General features: G+C 30.9%; 16 protein-coding genes. 9 read left to right on the plus strand and 7 right to left on the minus strand.

Annotated features, from left to right (window positions below):
* Window positions 1–2: 2 nt before the first annotated feature.
* A complete protein-coding gene (locus tag ACN5J3_RS07215; protein ID WP_418511291.1) occupies window positions 3–944 on the minus strand; it encodes an ATP-grasp fold amidoligase family protein in 942 nt (313 codons plus the stop codon).
* Window positions 945–1043: 99 nt separating this feature from the next.
* On the opposite strand from ACN5J3_RS07215, the gene ACN5J3_RS07220 reads away from it, so the two are divergent.
* The 4 genes from ACN5J3_RS07220 to ACN5J3_RS07235 are packed head-to-tail and all read left to right on the plus strand — an operon-like array spanning window position 1044 to window position 4918.
* Window positions 1044–2138, plus strand: coding sequence for a glycosyltransferase family 4 protein (locus tag ACN5J3_RS07220; protein WP_418511292.1), 1095 nt, complete (start codon window positions 1044–1046; stop codon window positions 2136–2138).
* Between the two features lies 1 nt (window position 2139).
* Window positions 2140–3345, plus strand: a complete 1206-nt coding sequence (locus tag ACN5J3_RS07225; RefSeq protein WP_418511293.1) for a DegT/DnrJ/EryC1/StrS family aminotransferase — start codon at window positions 2140–2142, stop codon at window positions 3343–3345.
* The gene (locus tag ACN5J3_RS07230; RefSeq protein ID WP_418511294.1) at window positions 3342–3932 is read left to right on the plus strand and encodes a sugar transferase; all 591 of its coding nucleotides are present in this window, start codon (window positions 3342–3344) and stop codon (window positions 3930–3932) included. The genes ACN5J3_RS07225 and ACN5J3_RS07230 overlap by 4 nt, the downstream gene beginning before the upstream one ends.
* On the plus strand, window positions 3932–4918 hold the full coding sequence (locus ACN5J3_RS07235; protein ID WP_418511295.1) for a polysaccharide deacetylase family protein: 987 nt from the start codon (window positions 3932–3934) through the stop codon (window positions 4916–4918). Before ACN5J3_RS07230 ends, ACN5J3_RS07235 begins: the two co-directional genes overlap by 1 nt.
* Here the strand turns inward: ACN5J3_RS07235 and ACN5J3_RS07240 are convergent.
* A complete protein-coding gene (locus tag ACN5J3_RS07240) occupies window positions 4915–6144 on the minus strand; it encodes a GNAT family N-acetyltransferase (protein WP_418511296.1) in 1230 nt (409 codons plus the stop codon). The genes ACN5J3_RS07235 and ACN5J3_RS07240 overlap by 4 nt on opposite strands.
* Window positions 6134–7390 (minus strand): GNAT family N-acetyltransferase, encoded by a 1257-nt coding sequence (locus tag ACN5J3_RS07245; protein WP_418511297.1) that lies wholly within the window; start codon window positions 7388–7390, stop codon window positions 6134–6136. The genes ACN5J3_RS07240 and ACN5J3_RS07245 overlap by 11 nt, the downstream gene beginning before the upstream one ends.
* Window positions 7391–7669: 279 nt before the next feature.
* On the opposite strand from ACN5J3_RS07245, the gene ACN5J3_RS07250 reads away from it, so the two are divergent.
* Genes ACN5J3_RS07250 through ACN5J3_RS07265 form a run of 4 tightly spaced genes read left to right on the plus strand, consistent with a single transcriptional unit; the run spans window position 7670 to window position 13868 of the window.
* Window positions 7670–8812, plus strand: a complete 1143-nt coding sequence (locus ACN5J3_RS07250) for a DegT/DnrJ/EryC1/StrS family aminotransferase (protein ID WP_418511298.1) — start codon at window positions 7670–7672, stop codon at window positions 8810–8812.
* Window positions 8805–10712: a polysaccharide biosynthesis protein gene (locus ACN5J3_RS07255; RefSeq protein ID WP_418511299.1), complete on the plus strand. Its 1908-nt coding sequence runs from the start codon at window positions 8805–8807 to the stop codon at window positions 10710–10712. The genes ACN5J3_RS07250 and ACN5J3_RS07255 overlap by 8 nt, the downstream gene beginning before the upstream one ends.
* A 10-nt stretch (window positions 10713–10722) precedes the next feature.
* A complete protein-coding gene (locus ACN5J3_RS07260; protein WP_418511300.1) occupies window positions 10723–11508 on the plus strand; it encodes a polysaccharide biosynthesis/export family protein in 786 nt (261 codons plus the stop codon).
* Between the two features lie 8 nt (window positions 11509–11516).
* Window positions 11517–13868: a GumC family protein gene (locus ACN5J3_RS07265; protein ID WP_418511301.1), complete on the plus strand. Its 2352-nt coding sequence runs from the start codon at window positions 11517–11519 to the stop codon at window positions 13866–13868.
* Here the strand turns inward: ACN5J3_RS07265 and ACN5J3_RS07270 are convergent.
* Window positions 13865–15049 carry a proline dehydrogenase family protein gene (locus ACN5J3_RS07270; RefSeq protein ID WP_344730349.1) on the minus strand — a complete coding sequence of 395 codons (1185 nt, stop codon included), beginning with the start codon at window positions 15047–15049 and terminating at the stop codon, window positions 13865–13867. The two genes, ACN5J3_RS07265 and ACN5J3_RS07270, sit on opposite strands and share 4 nt — an antisense overlap.
* Before the next feature lie 99 nt (window positions 15050–15148).
* On the opposite strand from ACN5J3_RS07270, the gene aroB reads away from it, so the two are divergent.
* Window positions 15149–16216: a 3-dehydroquinate synthase gene (gene aroB / locus ACN5J3_RS07275; RefSeq protein ID WP_418511302.1), complete on the plus strand. Its 1068-nt coding sequence runs from the start codon at window positions 15149–15151 to the stop codon at window positions 16214–16216.
* Window positions 16217–16271: 55 nt separating this feature from the next.
* Here aroB and ACN5J3_RS07280 read toward each other — a convergent pair whose 3' ends face one another.
* The 3 genes from ACN5J3_RS07280 to ACN5J3_RS07290 form a co-directional block, all read right to left on the minus strand.
* Window positions 16272–16787 carry a DinB family protein gene (locus ACN5J3_RS07280; RefSeq protein WP_418511303.1) on the minus strand — a complete coding sequence of 172 codons (516 nt, stop codon included), beginning with the start codon at window positions 16785–16787 and terminating at the stop codon, window positions 16272–16274.
* 84 nt (window positions 16788–16871) lie between these two features.
* Complete coding sequence (locus tag ACN5J3_RS07285; protein WP_417290875.1) at window positions 16872–17351, minus strand: Lrp/AsnC family transcriptional regulator; 480 nt, start codon at window positions 17349–17351, stop codon at window positions 16872–16874.
* A 65-nt stretch (window positions 17352–17416) separates the two neighbouring features.
* On the minus strand, window positions 17417–18577 hold the full coding sequence (locus tag ACN5J3_RS07290) for a M14 family metallopeptidase (RefSeq protein ID WP_418511304.1): 1161 nt from the start codon (window positions 18575–18577) through the stop codon (window positions 17417–17419).
* Window positions 18578–18702: the final 125 nt, after the last annotated feature.

The raw sequence follows: 18702 nt of genomic DNA on the forward strand, positions 1-18702 counted from the left end.
AATCATTCTTTTTGTAAATCAATCATAGCACCCAATTTGTAATCCCATTCAACTGGATGTATCACTTTTGCGCCGCTACACGGATGAAAAGTCACTTCTCCAAAATAAATATCGCCTTCTAAATCATAAAGATCAATACGAACATACTTAAATGGTTCTGAAAGTTTTTCTGAAACAGTAATCATTTCGTCAATATTTTCAGGCTTTTTTAGCAATTTACCATTTTTTAATTTTGGCTTTCCATCAACAAAATTACACCAATTAAACGGTAGTAATTTCCAGTTTCTGTCATACATATTGCGCTTGTGACTTGTAAATCTATCAATATCTACTTGAATAAACACAACTTTTCCGTGGAAACAATGGAATTTATAGTCAAATGGCACAGCTCCTTGATTATCAGTTAGTAATTTTTCAACTATAATGCGTTTTTTAATATGCTTGTATTGCCATTCTTTAAATCTATAATAATAGTTTACACTTAAATTTTTATTGAGTTTCTTCTGGACAAAATCCCAGCTTACATGTGATTTATCACGAACTATAATTCCTCCGGAACTATCGTGATTTGTTTTAATAATTACAGGGTAATCAGGAATGTTTTCAGAAGTAATATTTTTTACTTTTTTGGTTTGATAAACTAACGGTATCAAGTATTTATCTCCTACTTTATCAAAAACATAAGCTCTTACAGAAAATTTATCAGCGCATTGTGTGTGCAACGCTGTACGATCATGCAATTTAAGCCACTGTATTTTTTCATTAAGTGTTTCTGGTTTACTTAAATTTAACTTATAACCTAGGTTTTTTTTAAATTCTCGTTTTATCTTTACTCTGTCTGGAGTAAAACCATAACGCATATACTCAAAACCATGAGCAAAAGGTTGCATCACATGATGAATAAATGAAGAATTGTAATAAAGTTTAGATAGAAACTGTTTCATTTTAAAAAAACATAAATTCCAGTTGAATAATCAAACTAAATTACTATCAGTATGTAACTTAAACGCAAAACTTATGTTATTTTAGTGCAAAATTTATTAATGAAAAAAAAGATTTGTTTAGTTGGCGGCGAAGATGTAGACAAAAGAATTCCTTTGTCAAAATATCTAATCTCTGCAGATTTTGATGTCACCATAGTCGGCACAAGTTCTAAACAATTTCCAGATAATGTCACATATATACATTATAACCTAAAACGTCACTTTTCTTTTTCTGCAGATTACAAAACAATAACCTGGCTACGAGATTTTTTTAAAAACAATCACTTTGATATCATCCACACTTTTGATACGAAACCCGCGTTTTTAGTTCCTATAGCATTACTTAAAACAAAAACACCTATTTCAAGAACAATCACAGGTTTAGGCACTATTTTTATGTCGAATTCTTTTAAAAGTATGCTTTTAAGGAACGTTTATATAATTCTTCATAAACGTGTAAAAAATCGTGTTATAAAAACTGTTTTTCAAAATGAAGATGACAAAAATTTATACCTAAAAAACAACCTTATAAATAAAGAAAATCACGCTTTAATTTACAGTAGCGGTATAGAACTTGATCATTATAAATCAATCGCAAAACGCAACAACAACTCTTATACATTTATTTGCGTAGCACGATTAGTGTATGAAAAAGGTATTGTTAACTTACTTGAAGCTGCACGAATTTGTCATGATAAAGGCTACCAATTTAAATACCTGCTTGTAGGTCCTCTAGAAGAAAACTCTAAAAGACTAAATAAAAGCATTTTAGAATCCTACAAAGACATTGTAGATATTTTAGGGCCAAGACACGATATACCTGAACTATTACTACAATCTGATTGCTTTGTCCTACCTACTTTCCGCGAAGGTTTTTCTAGAGTTTTATTAGAAGCTGGCGCCGTAGGTTTACCTATCGTATCAACAAATGTTACAGGTGTAAGAGAGTTTGCAAGGCACGAAAAAGAAGGACTTCTTGTTGAACCAAAAAACTCTCAAGAGCTTGCTGATATGATGATAAAAATTGCAACCAACAAAGAGCTCGCTGATAAATTAGCTAAAAACGCCTTAAAACACGTTGAAAAGTTTAGTTTACAAAATGTTGCTAAACAATATATAACTATCTTTAACGCAGCTATTAATCGATCTATATAAAATGAAAATTCCATTTTCTCCACCTTTTATAAACAATACTGTTATACAGGAAGTTACAGATGCTTTAGAATCTGGATGGATAACTACTGGACCAAAAGTAAAACGCCTTGAAAGTTTAGTATCAGAACACACAAAAGCACCCAATACACTCTGTGTAAATTCAGCCACTTCAGGATTAATGCTAGCTTTAAAGTGGTTTGGAGTTGGTAGCGGAGATGAAGTTATTATTCCTGCTTACACATATAGCGCAACTGCACTAGCTGTAATGCATATTGGCGCGACACCTATTATGGTTGATGTGGAGTCAGATTTTAACATAGCACTTCCTGCCATTGAAAAAGCCATTACAAAAAACACAAAAGCAATAATCCCTGTTGATATTGCAGGATGGCCTTGTGATTATGATGAGATTTTAGAAATAGCAAATAACAAAAAAGCATTGTTTAATGCTCAAAATGACAATCAAAGGAAACTAGGAAGACTTTTAATTATTTCAGATTCAGCGCATTCTATCGGTGCCACTTATAACAATCAGTTTTTAGGTAGCGTTACAGATATAGCTGTATTTTCTTTTCATGCTGTAAAAAATGTTACAACCGCTGAAGGCGGTGCTATTTGCTTGAACTTGCCTTCTCCATTTAATAATGACAACGAGTACAACTACTTACGCTGTTTTTCTTTAAACGGGCAAACCAAAGATGCTTTTACAAAATCTAAAGCTGGTGGTTGGCGTTATGATATTATTTATCCTGGTTTAAAAATTAACATGCCTGATGTTTTGGCCGCAATTGGCGTTGCTCAATTACCAGATTATTTTTCTTCTGTATTAAGTAAACGTAGAACTATTTATGAGTTTTATCAATCATTTTTTAAAGATAAACCTTGGGCTATTTTGCCTCCATACAAAGACAACAAAAAGCTTTCTTCTTGCCATTTATATGCTTTAAGAGTCCATGATATCTCTGAAGAAAAAAGAGACAAAATAATTGACGCTATATCTAAAGAAGGCGTTGCGGTGAATGTTCATTTTCAGCCACTACCTCTATTAACACTGTTTAAAGAAATGGGTTATAACATCAATAATTACCCTGTTGCTTACAATAATTACAAAGCTGAAATATCATTACCTATTTACCCACAACTCAATGATAACGAACTACATTACATTGTAAATACCATAGCTAAAGCCGTAGAAGAAAACTTATGATAAAACGTTTGTTTGATATTATTTTTTCTTTAATAGGATTAATTTTATTCCTACCTTTATTACTCATAATAGCGCTTGTTCTTAAAATAGAGTCTAAAGGACCTGTTTTTTACCTACAATCTAGAGTTGGTAAAAACAATACCGATTTTAAGATTTTTAAATTTAGAACCATGTATGTCGGATCTGATAAAAAAGGCCTTTTAACTGTTGGAGACAAAGATCCTAGAGTTACTAATGTTGGTTATTTTTTAAGAAAATACAAGCTTGACGAGCTCCCGCAACTAATTAATGTTTTTATTGGCAATATGAGTTTTGTTGGTCCGAGACCTGAAGTAAGAAAGTATGTTGATTATTACTCAAACTCTGATAAAGAAATTTTATCTGTAAAACCAGGCATAACTGATTACGCATCTATTGAGTTTAGAGATGAAGCAGAACTTTTAAAAACAACAGACAATCCAGAAAAATTGTACCTTGAAACCATAATGCCTCAAAAAATCATACTAAATAAAAAATATATAAATGATGTGTCAATTTTTAATGACTTTAAAATTATAGTAAAAACTATTGAAGCTATTGTGAAGTAATGCAGAAAAAAAATGGATATTTAGTCATATCGCTTGATTTTGAGTTGTTTTGGGGTGTTTTTGACGTCCGCGAACTAAACAACTACCGTTCTAATATAGATAACGTTAGAGCTGTAGTTCCTAGACTTATAGAGCTAGCTAACAGCTACAATATTGCTTTAACTTTTGCCACTGTTGGTTTTTTATTTAACGAAACAAAAGAAGAACTACTAGAGTCCTGCCCTGATATAACACCAAATTACAAAAACTCAAAATTCAATCCTTACGAATACATAAAAAATATAGGTGATTGTGAAAAAACAGATCCTTATCATTACGCATCAACATTAATTGAAACAATTAAAAACAATCCACAACACGAAATAGGATCTCACACATTTAGCCACTATTATTGCAACGAAGCTGGACAAACAGTTCAAGATTTTGAAGAAGATTTATTAGCAACAATACGTATTGCTAACAAAAAAAGCATCCCTATAAAAAGTATTGTTTTTCCTAGAAACCAGATCAATAAAAACTACTTAAAAATATGTAAAAAGCATGGTATTACATGCTATAGAGGCACAGAAAATCATTGGATGTTTAACACTTATGACACCAACCAGTTAGAAAAACCATTCTACAAAGCGTTTAGGCTTATGGACGCCTACTTAAATATTTCAGGGTACAACACTTATAACATTGAAAACCTAAAAGACAGCCTTGGAATGGTAAATATACCATCAAGTAAATTTTTAAGACCATACAGCAAAAGTTTAAAATTTCTTGAAAAAATAAGAGTAAACAGGATAAAAAAGGGACTTTCTAAAGCTGCTCAAAACAATGAACTATATCATATTTGGTGGCACCCACATAACTTTGGAGAAAATACAGAAGAGAATTTTAAGCTTTTAGAAGATATTTTTATACACTATAAAAAACTAAACAGCACGCACAATTATCAAAGTATAACAATGTCTAATTTAGCTAATTTAATTACCAGCTAAATAATTTCTACTTTTAACTGACTTTTACGCCCTATTATATAATATATTTTAGAGTTAGATACTTGCTTATAGATAACGATATTTTTAATAGACTCCTGTTTTCTGTATAGCATATCATAAACTATTCGCTTGAGATTTATTTGCGAATCATTTTCTAAATCAACAACTTGAAAAGAATCAAAATCAAGAGCTTCTGACAGCGAAGAAATTTTAAATATTGGCACACCTGATGAACCTCTTAAATTTTTGAATTTATACTTCATTTTAACTACAAAATAGTTAAATCGTTTATCGCGTAAGTACTGTTTAAGTTGAAAATATTTTGCTAAAAAAAACGCTGTAATACTTGAAGAAAAACTTGAACTATCATAAACTACATGACAATGGTACAGGTATTCATAGTTTGTCCATTTTGTTTTATATTCATATTCCCCTTTTGAAAAATCTAATGTATTTATACCATTTTCAAAACACCACTCGATTAGTTTACTTAACTCAATATGACCAATATTAAATTTATAAAAATCAGGATTAAATGCTTTAATTGCACCTATAATTTTTGAGCCTTCAACAAAAACTAAAGACATAGCTTCCGGCTTTCCTTCTACACACACATTTATCATTAATGCCTGCCCATTTTTTAGCATCGGATAAATAACTTCTTCATAAAATGACCACTCTCCTACCAAGTTTGTATCTAACTGTAGCGAATCATAACGTTTTAAAACTAAATCCCTAAACCCTTGTATTACTTGATCATAATCTTTTTTTGATATTGTTTTATCATAGATATGGTATGAAACATCAAAACAAGCTTCCAGTTTTTTTATAGAGCTTCTGTGCTTGTTTCTACTTTTTGAGCTAAATGCATCAAGCATATAACTTTCTAAATTATCATATCCTTTTAAATCTGCTAAAAAACCTTTGTACTGTCTAACTTTATAGTTTTTTAGCTTTTTTAAATTGATAGAATTATCAGGCATACAATATTCAGGAACATCATATATAAGAAATGTTTTGCCTTTATAATCTTCAAATCCAGCGTCTATTTGATACGTAATACCATTAGTAGAATTCTTACCTACATTTATATAATAAGGTAAATAGGCGTGCTTATAAAAACTTAACCCCTTTATGAAAGAAAAAGATTTAGATGTTTTTCCACCTACAAAATGCTTCAACCAATTGTCTTGGTATATTTTTGAAGTAAACGGATTATGCGACATCTTTACTGATTTTTAAAACATTGGCATCTCCAAACACAAAATATGTATCAACATCTTTATTAGACTTAAAGATTTTTAGATTTTTTACAGATTGCGGATTCATATATAAAAAATCAAACAAAGCTCTACGCGGCGACATAAAACCTGAACTATAGATATCTATCTCTTTCAAATGAGAAATTTCAACATCATCTTCAACTATAATCTCAACAGTAAAAGGCTCTACAAAAGATTCTTTAATTACAGACGACTTAAAAAGTCTATGCTTTAGTTTATGATAAGTACTATTGAAATTTTTATCTCGCAAATAACGTTTTAAATTAAAATAAGAAACAACACCTAACGCAACAACCTGACTAATAATAGATTTAGAATCATAAAACAGATAATAATGTGTTTTGTAGGTATCGTTACTCCATCGTTTTTTGTAGTCAAAATCGCCTTGTGTGTAGTCAAAAATCTCAACATTGTTATTAAAGCTCCATTCTAACATTTTTAAAATAGTTGTATGACCTATATTATACCTATAATAGTCAATATCAAAAACCGTTAAGGCCTCAACCAGCTTATCTGGAAAATGATAACTAAACGTTATTCCAACAGGTTGTTTATCACAATAAATAACAAACAATGACGCTTGTTTTTTATTTATCATTTCATACACCAACTCTGAATAAAACCCCCAAAGTTTAGGCTCTAACTCCCCGCAAGGTTCATTTTTATCAGTATAACGTTTCTCAAAAAGCTTATAAAATTTATCAAAAACAACATCGAAATCTGTTTTTGAAATACAACCGTAATACATGATATATTCTACATCAAAACAGGCTTCTAACCTATTTACATTTCTTCGTAATTTAGATCGTGTATTAGATTTATATATTGCTTTCAAATACACATCTAATGAATCAAAATCTGAAACTCTAGTAATATACCCTTCGTATTGAAATATTTTTTTCAACTGCAATCCTGGCAGTTTTTCAATATCATCATCAACATTTAAATACGACGGAATATCACGAACTAAAAACACTTTTCCTTTAAAGTCATTAGCATTTACATTTGATATTTTAAAAGCAATACCATTGGTTAGCTTTTCACCAACATTTTTATAATAAGGAAGTTTGGAGTGCTTAATAAAAGTAACACCTTCAATAAACTTAAAAGACAAGCCTTTTTCAGAGTCATTAAAGTGTTTAGACCAAACACGGGTAAAGGTTTCAGAAGTAAATGGATTGCTTACCATTATTTAAAATTATATTCAGCGCCTCTAAATTAGCATTTTATAAAATTTTAAAGCAAGAACACATCATATTTTAGACGTATTAAATAAAATAGAATATAAACTGCATAATTTTACTGTTTTCACAAAAACAAACCAAATGTTTACAAGAAAGCAACACGATAAAATGCATAAAAATTAAGATGAAACCATTACCTTTATTTTATATAAAATCGCAAAACGTAGAAAAGAGTTTTTTATCGTTTTTATTTGACCAATGTTATTAAAACAGAGATATTTACTATGACAAAAAAAGCCTCAAAATTGAATTCAAAAATATGGTTATCAGCACCACACATGAGTGGCCATGAACAAGAATTCATTAATGAAGCCTTTGATACTAATTGGATTGCACCATTAGGTCCTAATGTAAACGGATTTGAGAAAGACATAGAAAATTACCTCAATGAAAATGTTCACGCAGCCGCATTAAGCTCCGGAACAGCAGCAATTCATTTAGCATTAAAACTATTAAACATAAAACAGGGAGATATTGTTCTTTGTCAAACAAAAACATTTGTAGCATCTGTAAACCCTGTAATATATTTAGGCGCTACACCCATTTTTATAGATAGTGAAAAAGACACCTGGAACATGTGTCCTGAAATGCTTGAAAAAGCTATAAACGATTGTATTAAAAATGGAAAAAAACCAAAAGCAATTGTTGCAATTAATTTATATGGCATGCCATACAAAGTTGAAGACATACAAAACATATCAATAAAGTATAATATTCCTGTTGTAGAAGATAGCGCAGAAGCATTAGGTAGCTCCTACTTTAATAAAAAATGCGGAACTTTTGGTGACTTAAGTATTATCTCCTTTAACGGTAATAAAATAATAACAACTTCTGGTGGTGGCGCTTTGATCACTAAAAACAAAACCACTAAAGACAAAGCTATTTATCTTGCTACCCAAGCAAAAGACGCTGGCATTGAATACTCACACACAGTTATAGGACATAATTATAGAATGTCAAACATTTTAGCTGGTATTGGTCGTGGTCAAATGAAAGTTATAGATGAACGTATTAAAGCAAGACGATACAACTATGAATACTACCAAAAGCATTTAGGCAACATAAAAGAGATTACTTTTTTACAAGAGCCTGAAGGTTTTTTTTCAAACAGATGGTTAACCTGTGTTGTGTTTAAAACATCAAGTATAAGAAATGATATTATGTTGCTTCTAAATCAAGACAATATAGAAGCCAGACCATCATGGAAACCCATGCATCTACAACCTGTTTTTAAATCACACCCTAAATACCTAAACGGTGTTTCTGAAGATTTATATAATAAAGGACTTTGCCTACCTAGTGGATCAAATTTAACTGAAAACGAACTCAACAGAGTTATAAAAATAATAGCTGATTATTTTGGATAAACTTTATGACATATTAAGAAGGTTTTCCCACAGATATGCATCTAAATGGCTTGTCTTAATTTTTGATTTATGTATTGTAGCATTCACATTCTTTTTGGCTTATTTAATTCGCTTCAATTTTCAAATAGATTTTGATTTCTCAATGCTTGTCAAACAAATCCCTTTTGTTTTGGCAGGTGCTGTAATAAGCTTTATTTCTGTTAGTTCGCATAAAGGTGTTGTACGTTTTACTGGATTTAAAGATGTTGTCAACCTCATTATTGGAGTAAACATACTAGCTACCATACTTATAATTACCACATTTTTAAGTAGAAAATATAATTTCAATAATGTTTTTGATATTCCTGGCTCTATCATATACATACACTTACTATTAAACTTCTTTTTTCTAATAGGCGCTAAATTTTTTATTAAATCTGTGTACAGAAGCATTGTTTCTGATGTCAAAATAAAAAGCAACGTATTAATCTATGGCGCAGGAGATTCAGGAACTATTACATATGATGCGTTAAACAACGATGCAAAAAACAACATCGAAGTATTTGGTTTTATTGATGATAACGAGCGAAAAATTGGAAAAAAAATAAACCTTCTAAATGTTTACAGCCCTAAAAATATTACAAAGGAGTTCATAGACAAACACGGCATTGATGAGATTATAATCGCCATACAAAACATAGACTCAAACAGGCTGCTACAAATTACCAGTGAGTTTTTTGCTTTAAACCTTAAAGTGAAAATTGTTCCGGCAGTTCAAAACTGGATTGATGGCGACTTAAGTATTGGACAAATAAAAGACGTTAGAATTGAAGATTTGCTTGGTAGAGAACCTATAAACATTGACAACCCTGTGCTTTTTGACGAATATAACGATAAAGTAATTCTTGTTACTGGCGCAGCAGGATCTATAGGTAGCGAATTAGTAAGAAAGCTAACTAATTTCAACTACAAAAAACTAATATTGATAGATAATGCTGAATCTGCTCTTTACGATCTACAGCAGGAATTATCTCAAAACAATAAAGAAGCAAAAATCACTCCTATAATAGCTGATGTTAGAAACCATATAAGATGCGAAAACATTTTTGACACTTATAAACCCGACATCATATTTCACGCAGCAGCTTATAAACATGTGCCTTTAATGGAGCAAAACCCTTATGAAGCTGTAAGTGTTAATGTAAGAGGCACATATAACATGGTAAATTTATCTATAAAATATGGTGTAGATAAGTTTATTTTGATATCAACTGATAAAGCAGTTAACCCAACAAATGTTATGGGTGCAACAAAAAGAATAGCCGAAATACTTATTGGATGTCAAAGAAATATAAAAAACTTAAAAACTAAATTTATAATAACTCGTTTTGGTAACGTACTAGGTTCTAATGGCTCTGTTATTCCGTTATTCAAAAAACAAATAGAATCTGGCGGACCACTCACAGTAACCCATAAAGATATTATTAGATATTTTATGACCATACCAGAAGCAAGCTTACTTGTACTTGAAGCTGCCGCCATGGGACTTGGTCATGAAATTTTTGTTTTTGACATGGGAGAACCTGTAAAAATCTATGATCTAGCTTTAAACATGATTGCCTTATCAGGCTTGAAGTTTCCAGAAGATATTGATATTAAAATTGTAGGCTTGAGACCTGGAGAAAAAATATATGAAGAATTATTAGTTGATGGCGAAAACACCAAACCAACTTATAATGAGAAAATTATGATTGCAAAATGTAAGCTAATAGACAATACTTCAGAGGTGCAAAGCAAAATAAAAGAACTTTGCTTGCTTAACTCAAATACTCAAAACATCGCAATTGTATCTAAAATTAAAAACATCGTAAAAGAATACAACCCAAACAATTCAACCTACGAAGTATTAAATCATAACTAACAACAATACAATGAATATATTTTCACCTAAACGACTTATAAAAGCTTCTGTAATTGTAATTGCAGTCATTTTAACGTCTTGTGCTACTAGCAAAGAAATTGTTTATTTTCAAGATGAACCTATTTCAGAGAATAATGAAATCACAGTAAATTCTGAACTTATATACAAGCCAAATGATTTAATTTTTATAAGTGTTGGTGGTGATAAAGATGCGGTTGCCCCTTTTAATTTACCTGCTATTTCTTATAGCACTTCATCAGTTGCTGTAAATGGTGATTTAAAAATGCCAACATACCTAATTGATGCCAATGGGAACATTGAATACCCTGTTTTAGGTACATTAAAAATAGCCGGACTAACAAGAACTCAAGCCACAGACTTCTTAAAAAACAAGCTTATAGACTATATAAAAGACCCTATTGTAAACATACGTCTTATAAACTTTACCATAACCGTACTTGGCGAAGTAGAAAATCCAGGCACATTTACTGTTGAAGACGAAAAAATATCACTTACACAAGCATTAGGAATGGCTGGCGATTTAACAATTTACGGTAAACGCAACAATGTTTTCTTAATTAGAGAACAAGACGGAAAAAAACGTTTTACAAAATTTGACTTAACCTCTATAAACGTTGTAAACTCTCCTAATTACTACTTACAACAAGATGATGTTATATATGTAGAGCCTAACAAATCAAGAGTACGCTCTGCGTCATACAACCAAAACAACGGCGTTATCATATCAGCCGTAGGAACACTAGCTACAATTATTGCCATTTTTATAGCCAAATAACGGTAAACATGAAACAAAACGATCAATTTAAAGATCTTATAGAACCATATTTAAGACAATGGAAACTCATTGTTTTTTGCGCCATTTCTGCGCTTATTTTGGCTTTTTTATATTTGAGATATACCAACTATCAATATGCTGCAAATGCAACCATAAAAATCAAAGATAATAAAGCAACCACAAAGCTTCCTGAAATTTCAAACTTACAAAATTATGGCCTATTCAAAACAGATCAAAACAACGTACTTGATGAAGTTGAAGTTATAAAATCTAGAGCTTTAATTACCGAGGTTGTAAAGGAATTAAAGTTTAATATTCAGTTTTTTGTTGAAGGAAGAATTCAAGCACATGAGGTTTATGAAAATCCACCTTTAAACATTAATTTCAGCACAACTGACTCTATACTTCACAGCATAGACACCACATTTAACATACAGATAAACTCTGCTAAAGACTTTTATTTTAAAGGCTTAACCGAGGAGAGTAAATTTTCAATAAAAAGCAATAAAAAAGTTGAAGACGAAGGCATTCTATATGATTTTGGCGAAAGCGTAGAAACTGGTTTTGGAGACATTATTATAACACCTGTTATTGGACAATATGCTACTAAAATTGGCTCTAACATTCGAATTAAAATATCTCCAATAAATAAAATTGCAAGTTTTTACAAATCAAAACTACAAATATCAACCAAAGAAACTTCTAGCATAATAAAGCTTACTATTACAGATGAAGTACGCAGAAAAGCACAATTATTTTTAGATAAACTAATAGAAAAGTATAATAATGATGTTGTTAATGACAAGCAAATGGTTGTAAAAGCAACTTCTGACTTTATAAACAATAGACTTCAATTAGTATCTGAAGAATTAGGAAAAGTTGATCTTACAGCAGAGACCATTCAGCAACAAAATAAACTTACTGATCTTGAAACTCAATCTAGTTTATACCTACAAAGTGAAAAAGAAAACGAAGCTAGAATTGTTGCTGCCGCAAATCAAATTCAACTTGTTGATTACATGCAAAGTCATCTTCAAGAAAATGAAGCTAGCAATGATTTTTTACCTACCAACATAGGCATTGCAGATAATGGGATTTCTCAAGTTACCCAACGTCATAATCAGCTAGTTGCAGAACGCAATAGAATACTAAAACATTCTAGCGAGAAAAACCCAACCGTTGTTAATCTTTCAAATCAAATTAAAGAATTGAAAGATAATTTAAACCAAAGCTTAACAAGCGTAAAATCCTCAAATCAAATAACTTACAATAGTTTACTTGAAGAAAACAATCGTATTAATTCCCAAATATATTCGGTTCCAAAAAAGCAAAAACAATTTAAAGACATAAAAAGGCAACAGGATATAAAAGAGTCGCTTTACTTATATTTATTACAAAAAAGAGAAGAATCTGCAGTCTCTCTTGGTGTATCATCTCCAAATGCAAAAATTGTAGATCATGCTTATGCATCAGGAAAACCTGTATCTCCTAAAAAGCCAATAATTATGTTAGCCGCGCTTATTCTCGGTTTAAGCATCCCGATTGGATTTATTTATTTAAGAAATTTATTAGACTCCAAAGTCCACTCTATAACCGACATAAAGAAGCATACTGACATTCCTTTTCTTGGTGATATTCCTAAATCATCTAAACGCAAGCAACTTATTGAAAAAGTAGATTACACACCTAAAGCCGAGGCCTTTAGAATGGTAAGAACCAATATAGAGTTTATGCTTCAAAGCATTGATGGACGTGCAAAAACAATATTTACTACATCTACAACCAGTAAAGAAGGAAAATCTCACTCATCAATAAATCTTGCTTTATCTCTTTCTTATTCAGGTAAAAAAGTATTACTTATAGAAACTGATATTCGTGTGCCAAAGGCCACAAATTACTTGAATGTAGAGAACAAGGTTGGTATCACTAACTACATAGTAAACCCAAAGCTGCATGTAAGCGATATTATTCAGCATTTAAAAAACAATGACAACCTTGATGTAATTCCTTCAGGAACGATACCACCTAACCCTGCAGAGTTATTAATGAGTAATCGTGTTGATATGCTTTTTGAAGAGGTAAAAAAATCTTATGATTACATTATTGTAGACACAGCCGCTGTAGGTCTTGTAACGGACACTTTACTTATTAGTAAACACGCTGATATGTTTGTATATGTTGTTAGAGCTAATTACATAGAAAAGCACCAATTACAACTAGCACAACGTATGTATAGCGAAAAACGCTTACCAAATATGGCTATTTTACTTAATTGTGTAGACTACAAAAAAGGTACTGGCTACGGTTATGGCTACGGTAACAATCCTAATAAGAAGAAATGGTGGAAAAAATCATCTTAAGAAGATGCCACCTGTTTTCTTCTTTCTTTTTCTTTTTTAATAAGCATTAGTTCTCGTCCTGTTTGTCCTGCAACCGATGTATTTTCTTCTGCACGACGAATCAAGTAAGGCATAACGTCTTTTACAGGACCAAAAGGCACATACTTTGCTACATTGTAACCCAAGTGAGCTAAATTAAAACTAATATTATCACTCATACCAAAAAGCTGACCAAACCAAACACGATTATCTTTGATAGCAACTTCTTTTTGTTTCATTAAGTCCATTACCAAATATGTGCTTTCCTCATTGTGAGTTCCAGCAAAAAGAGACATATCATCAAGATGATCTAACATATAACGAATAGCAGCGTTAAAGTTATCATCTGTAGCTTTTTTACTTTCACATATAGGTGTATCATAGCCTTTTTCTCTAGCTCGATCATGCTCTTTTTCCATATAAGCACCACGAACAACCTTATAGCCTAAATAAAACCCTGATTGTTTTGCTAATGCATGTTGCGACTTTAGAAAATCTAATCTATCATGACGATACATCTGCAAAGTGTTATAAACAATAGGCTTTTCAGTATTGTATTTCTGCATCATTTGTGTGACTAGTTCATCAGCAGCATCTTGCATCCAGCTTTCTTCAGCATCAATTAACACTTCAACATCACGCTCTTTAGCTAGTTTACAAACAGCGTCAAAACGTGCCACTACTCTATTCCATTCTTCAGATTCTGCATTAGTAAATGGTTTTCCTTCCCCCTTTTTTTGATATAAATAAAACCTACCAAAACCTGTTGGCTTAAAAACCACTATTGGCATAGCATCTTTTTCAGCAGAAAAATTAATGATTTTTAATATTTTCTCCATAGCATCATCAAATGAGGTTTCAGTTTCTTTTCCTTCAACAGAAAAATCTAAAACCGATGATACACCTTTGGTATACATCTTATCTATGATATCTAAACAATCATCTTCGTTTACGCCACCACAAAAGTGATCAAAAACTGTAGATCGTATCAAACCCTCAACAGGCAAATGAGCTTTTAAAGCAAAATTGGTAACGGCAGTTCCTATTCGAACCAATGGCTCTATAGATATCATTTTAAACAAAAAATGTGCGCGTTCTAATTGAGAATCGCTCTTTAACTCAAAAGCAATTTCAGTATTATTAAAAATTTTATCCTCTCGCATTTGAAAAAATAGTTACAACAGGCAAATATAATTATCATTCTTCTACTTTTTTATAAAAAAAACTCCTAATTTTCGCATTCTATTTTTGCATCAAATTTTATGACATCTATTCAAACAGAAGACTACTCAATACATTTTAAATCAAATTGTTACAAGGAACTAAATGCACATTTAAAAAACAGTGATTATTCTAAAATATTTATTTTAGTAGACTCAAACTCTCATAATTACTGCCTTCCTATGTTTCTATCAAACGTAGAAACCGACGTTGTTATTGAAATTATTGAAATTGAACCAGGCGAAACCAATAAAACAATTGACACTTGTGTTGGCGTATGGAATGCTCTCTCTGAATTAGGTGGTGACAGAAAAAGCTTAATGGTTAATCTTGGTGGTGGTGTTGTTACTGATATTGGAGGCTTTATTGCCTCAACTTTTAAACGAGGTATATCCTATATAAATGTACCAACAACGCTTTTAGCTATGGTTGATGCATCTATAGGAGGTAAAACAGGTGTGGATTTAGGACATTTAAAAAATCAGATTGGTGTTATAAATTCAGGAGAAATGGTTTTAGTTGACACCGAATTTTTAAAAACACTTCCTCACAACGAGATACGTTCTGGCCTAGCTGAAATGCTAAAACACGGTTTAATAAAAAGTAAAGCGTATTGGAAAAAGTTTACCAACCTATCTGATTTTAACAACATAGATTTTGATACATTAATTTTAGAATCTATCATTATAAAAAAAGATATTGTTGTAAGTGACCCTAACGAAAACGGCATCAGAAAGACACTTAACTACGGACATACTCTAGGTCATGCTATAGAATCGTATTGCTTAAGTAACCCAGAAAAAAACGATTTGTTACACGGTGAAGCTATTGCAATAGGTATGATAATGGAAACTTACATATCTACAAAAGAGAGCGGCTTCTCAATGAGTGATTGTGATAGTATAAAAGAGACTATTCTTAATATTTTTGGTAAAGTAAGCTTTTTAGAAAGTGACTTTGCTCCTATCATAGAACTTCTTAAATACGATAAGAAAAATGAACATGGAAACATAAACTTTGTACTACTTGAAGAAATAGGAACTCCTATAGTTAACCGCACAGTAGACAACAAGTATATTATTGAAGCTTTTCACTATTACAACTCATAACTACTTATAAACACAACAAAAAAAAGCCTTTTTACATAAAAGGCTTTTTTTTGCACTAAAGATATCGTTCTGTAATTACATTACAATGATGTTTTTCGTGACCTATTAACACAAAACCAGCAGCTCTAACAGACATTTTAGAACCATTTGCATTACCAATTCGCTTTAAAGCATCTTCATCAAAACTCTGAAACATTGCAATTGTAGAAGCTCTTAATAACTTATACTCTGACAAGAGATTATCTAAAGTTCTATTGTTACCTACTGCAACTTCAGCATAATAATTTTCATCAAAACCTACTAACATACTAGTGTCTAACCTAGCAAAACGCAAAGCTCTATATGAAAACACGCGCTCTACATCAATAAGATGTTGTAAAATATCTTTTGGCGTCCATTTACCTTCTGCATAGCTATAGGTTAACTTGGCTTCTGGAATGGCTTCAAAATAATTACAAACATATGTTTGCCCATCTAACAAGCCTTCAATTAAGCTTAAATTCTGCGTATGTTTTATATATTTGCTATAAAAATCAGCATACTCATTAGTTGATAATTGACTAGACTTCATTCTGTATAAATTTTAGTTTTAAAAATAAAAAAAGCTCTTTAAAAATAAAGAGCTCTTTCAATTATTAATTAGTTAGAAAACAGATTACATTTCGTTAAATATAGAATGCATTAATCGTTTTTTATCATTTAAACTTTCTTCTAAAGAAATCATCGTTTCTGTTCTATAAACACCTTCTATATCATCAATCATAAAAATAACCTCTTTAGCATGCTCTGTGTTTTTAGCACGTATTTTGCAAAATACATTAAACTTACCTGTTGTTATATGAGCAACAGTTACATAAGGGATTTCATTAATACGCTCTAAAACAAATTTTGTTTGAGACGTTTTTTGTAAGAATACACCAACATAAGCTATAAAAGAATATCCTAATTGTTTATAATCTAATGTTAATGAAGATCCTTTTATAATACCCGCATCTTCCATTTTTTTCACCCTTACATGAACAGTCCCTGCAGAAATCACTAACTTTTTTGCAATATCAGTAAAAGGAACTCTTGTATTATCAATCAACATATCTAATATTTGATGATCAATTTCGTCTAATTTAAATTTTGCCATTTTTACCATTTTATTAAATAAAAATCAAAAATAAAACATTTTTATTGAATATAATGCATCAAAAATTAATATTGTGTTAATTTTAATGAATATTTTATATCATTTATAATTACGAAATCGTTTGAGTTACCCTCTTGAATTAACACACTATTAGCATCTAAAACCTTATGGTTATTGGCGTTATATTCTTTATGTCCGTAAAAATTAGATAAATCTGAAATTTTTTCAATAATTGGCAAAAATTCTACTTTTTTGTTGATTAATGTTTCTTTATACATAACACCAATATCTTTTATTATTGGTGCTTCATTAGAACCTATGTTAGCGCTCCTTATTATTATGTCATAAAAAAGCTTATCATTTTCAGGAATGTCAAAATAAGCCTTATGACCAGCTCCTGTTATATTTGTTGTTGCTATGTAGTTTAAACCTACTAAAAGTGATTGATATATATAAAGACGTGTTATTTCGCGCTCATAATCATTTGCATAATGACCAGCTTCAAACAAAATTGTAGGAACATTTAAGCTTTGAAACATATCTCCTACACAATTAATATTAAAAGAATCATCATAAATACCAACCTGATTAGGTATTTGACTTTGTAAATTTTCATTTAGTTTAGCAATAATCTCCATACCTATTTGTCTGCTAGGCGTTACAGAACGAGAATCATCTTGTGCTGGAGACAAAAAAGATACCGTTGCTATATTATTAGTTTTTCCTGCACTGAAAATGGTACGTTGACCATGAAGATTAAAACAGTAATGTGGTTTAAAACTATTAAAACAGTCTCGTAACACTTTACTTTCAGGCTGCGTAAGCATTTTTGAGTCTCTATTTAGATCAATTTGATTAGCATTTAGTCTTGTATAAGCTTCAGCACCATCCGGATTTAAAATAGGTATAACTGTTATTGTACAAGCAGAAAGTATAGAAGCAAATGCATTAGACTCTGTAAGTGTATTAAACATATCAAAAAGAGCCTTTGTAGTTGTAGATTCGTTACCATGCATTTGCGACCAAAGTAAAACACGCTTTTCTCCCGAACCAAAAGTCACTGCATAAATAGGTTTACCTAAAACCGATTCTCCTATTGAAGTTACGGTATACATTTTAGGCAGTTTATCTAACAAAGGTTTTATGTGTTCTAGATGGATATATCTATGAAAAAGTTGCGTCTCTTTATGAGTGTTATATAACGTATTTAGTAGTTGATTATTCATGAGGGTTTGTTATGATGTTACAAAGGTAAACAAATGATATTTTACATTTGTAAACAGGAGGATTTTAAAATTCATATAGAAATGTAAACAAAATAATGAGACATTTATAAACAACTAAAGTCTTA

It is taken from the genome of Corallibacter sp., from assembly GCF_048381695.1.
GTDB classification, from domain to species: Bacteria; Bacteroidota; Bacteroidia; order Flavobacteriales; family Flavobacteriaceae; genus Corallibacter; species Corallibacter vietnamensis.

Excerpts from the sequence above, each read along its gene's own strand:
- ACN5J3_RS07215 (WP_418511291.1), bottom strand. The coding sequence starts at position 944 with ATGAAACAGTTTCTATCTAAACTTTATTACAATTCTTCATTTATTCAT.
- ACN5J3_RS07220 (WP_418511292.1), top strand. The coding sequence starts at position 1,044 with ATGAAAAAAAAGATTTGTTTAGTTGGCGGCGAAGATGTAGACAAAAGA.
- ACN5J3_RS07225 (WP_418511293.1), top strand. The coding sequence starts at position 2,140 with ATGAAAATTCCATTTTCTCCACCTTTTATAAACAATACTGTTATACAG.
- ACN5J3_RS07230 (WP_418511294.1), top strand. The coding sequence starts at position 3,342 with ATGATAAAACGTTTGTTTGATATTATTTTTTCTTTAATAGGATTAATT.
- ACN5J3_RS07235 (WP_418511295.1), top strand. The coding sequence starts at position 3,932 with ATGCAGAAAAAAAATGGATATTTAGTCATATCGCTTGATTTTGAGTTG.
- ACN5J3_RS07240 (WP_418511296.1), bottom strand. The coding sequence starts at position 6,144 with ATGTCGCATAATCCGTTTACTTCAAAAATATACCAAGACAATTGGTTG.
- ACN5J3_RS07245 (WP_418511297.1), bottom strand. The coding sequence starts at position 7,390 with ATGGTAAGCAATCCATTTACTTCTGAAACCTTTACCCGTGTTTGGTCT.
- ACN5J3_RS07250 (WP_418511298.1), top strand. The coding sequence starts at position 7,670 with ATGACAAAAAAAGCCTCAAAATTGAATTCAAAAATATGGTTATCAGCA.
- ACN5J3_RS07260 (WP_418511300.1), top strand. The coding sequence starts at position 10,723 with ATGAATATATTTTCACCTAAACGACTTATAAAAGCTTCTGTAATTGTA.
- ACN5J3_RS07265 (WP_418511301.1), top strand. The coding sequence starts at position 11,517 with ATGAAACAAAACGATCAATTTAAAGATCTTATAGAACCATATTTAAGA.
- ACN5J3_RS07270 (WP_344730349.1), bottom strand. The coding sequence starts at position 15,049 with ATGCGAGAGGATAAAATTTTTAATAATACTGAAATTGCTTTTGAGTTA.
- aroB (WP_418511302.1), top strand. The coding sequence starts at position 15,149 with ATGACATCTATTCAAACAGAAGACTACTCAATACATTTTAAATCAAAT.
- ACN5J3_RS07280 (WP_418511303.1), bottom strand. The coding sequence starts at position 16,787 with ATGAAGTCTAGTCAATTATCAACTAATGAGTATGCTGATTTTTATAGC.
- ACN5J3_RS07285 (WP_417290875.1), bottom strand. The coding sequence starts at position 17,351 with ATGGCAAAATTTAAATTAGACGAAATTGATCATCAAATATTAGATATG.
- ACN5J3_RS07290 (WP_418511304.1), bottom strand. The coding sequence starts at position 18,577 with ATGAATAATCAACTACTAAATACGTTATATAACACTCATAAAGAGACG.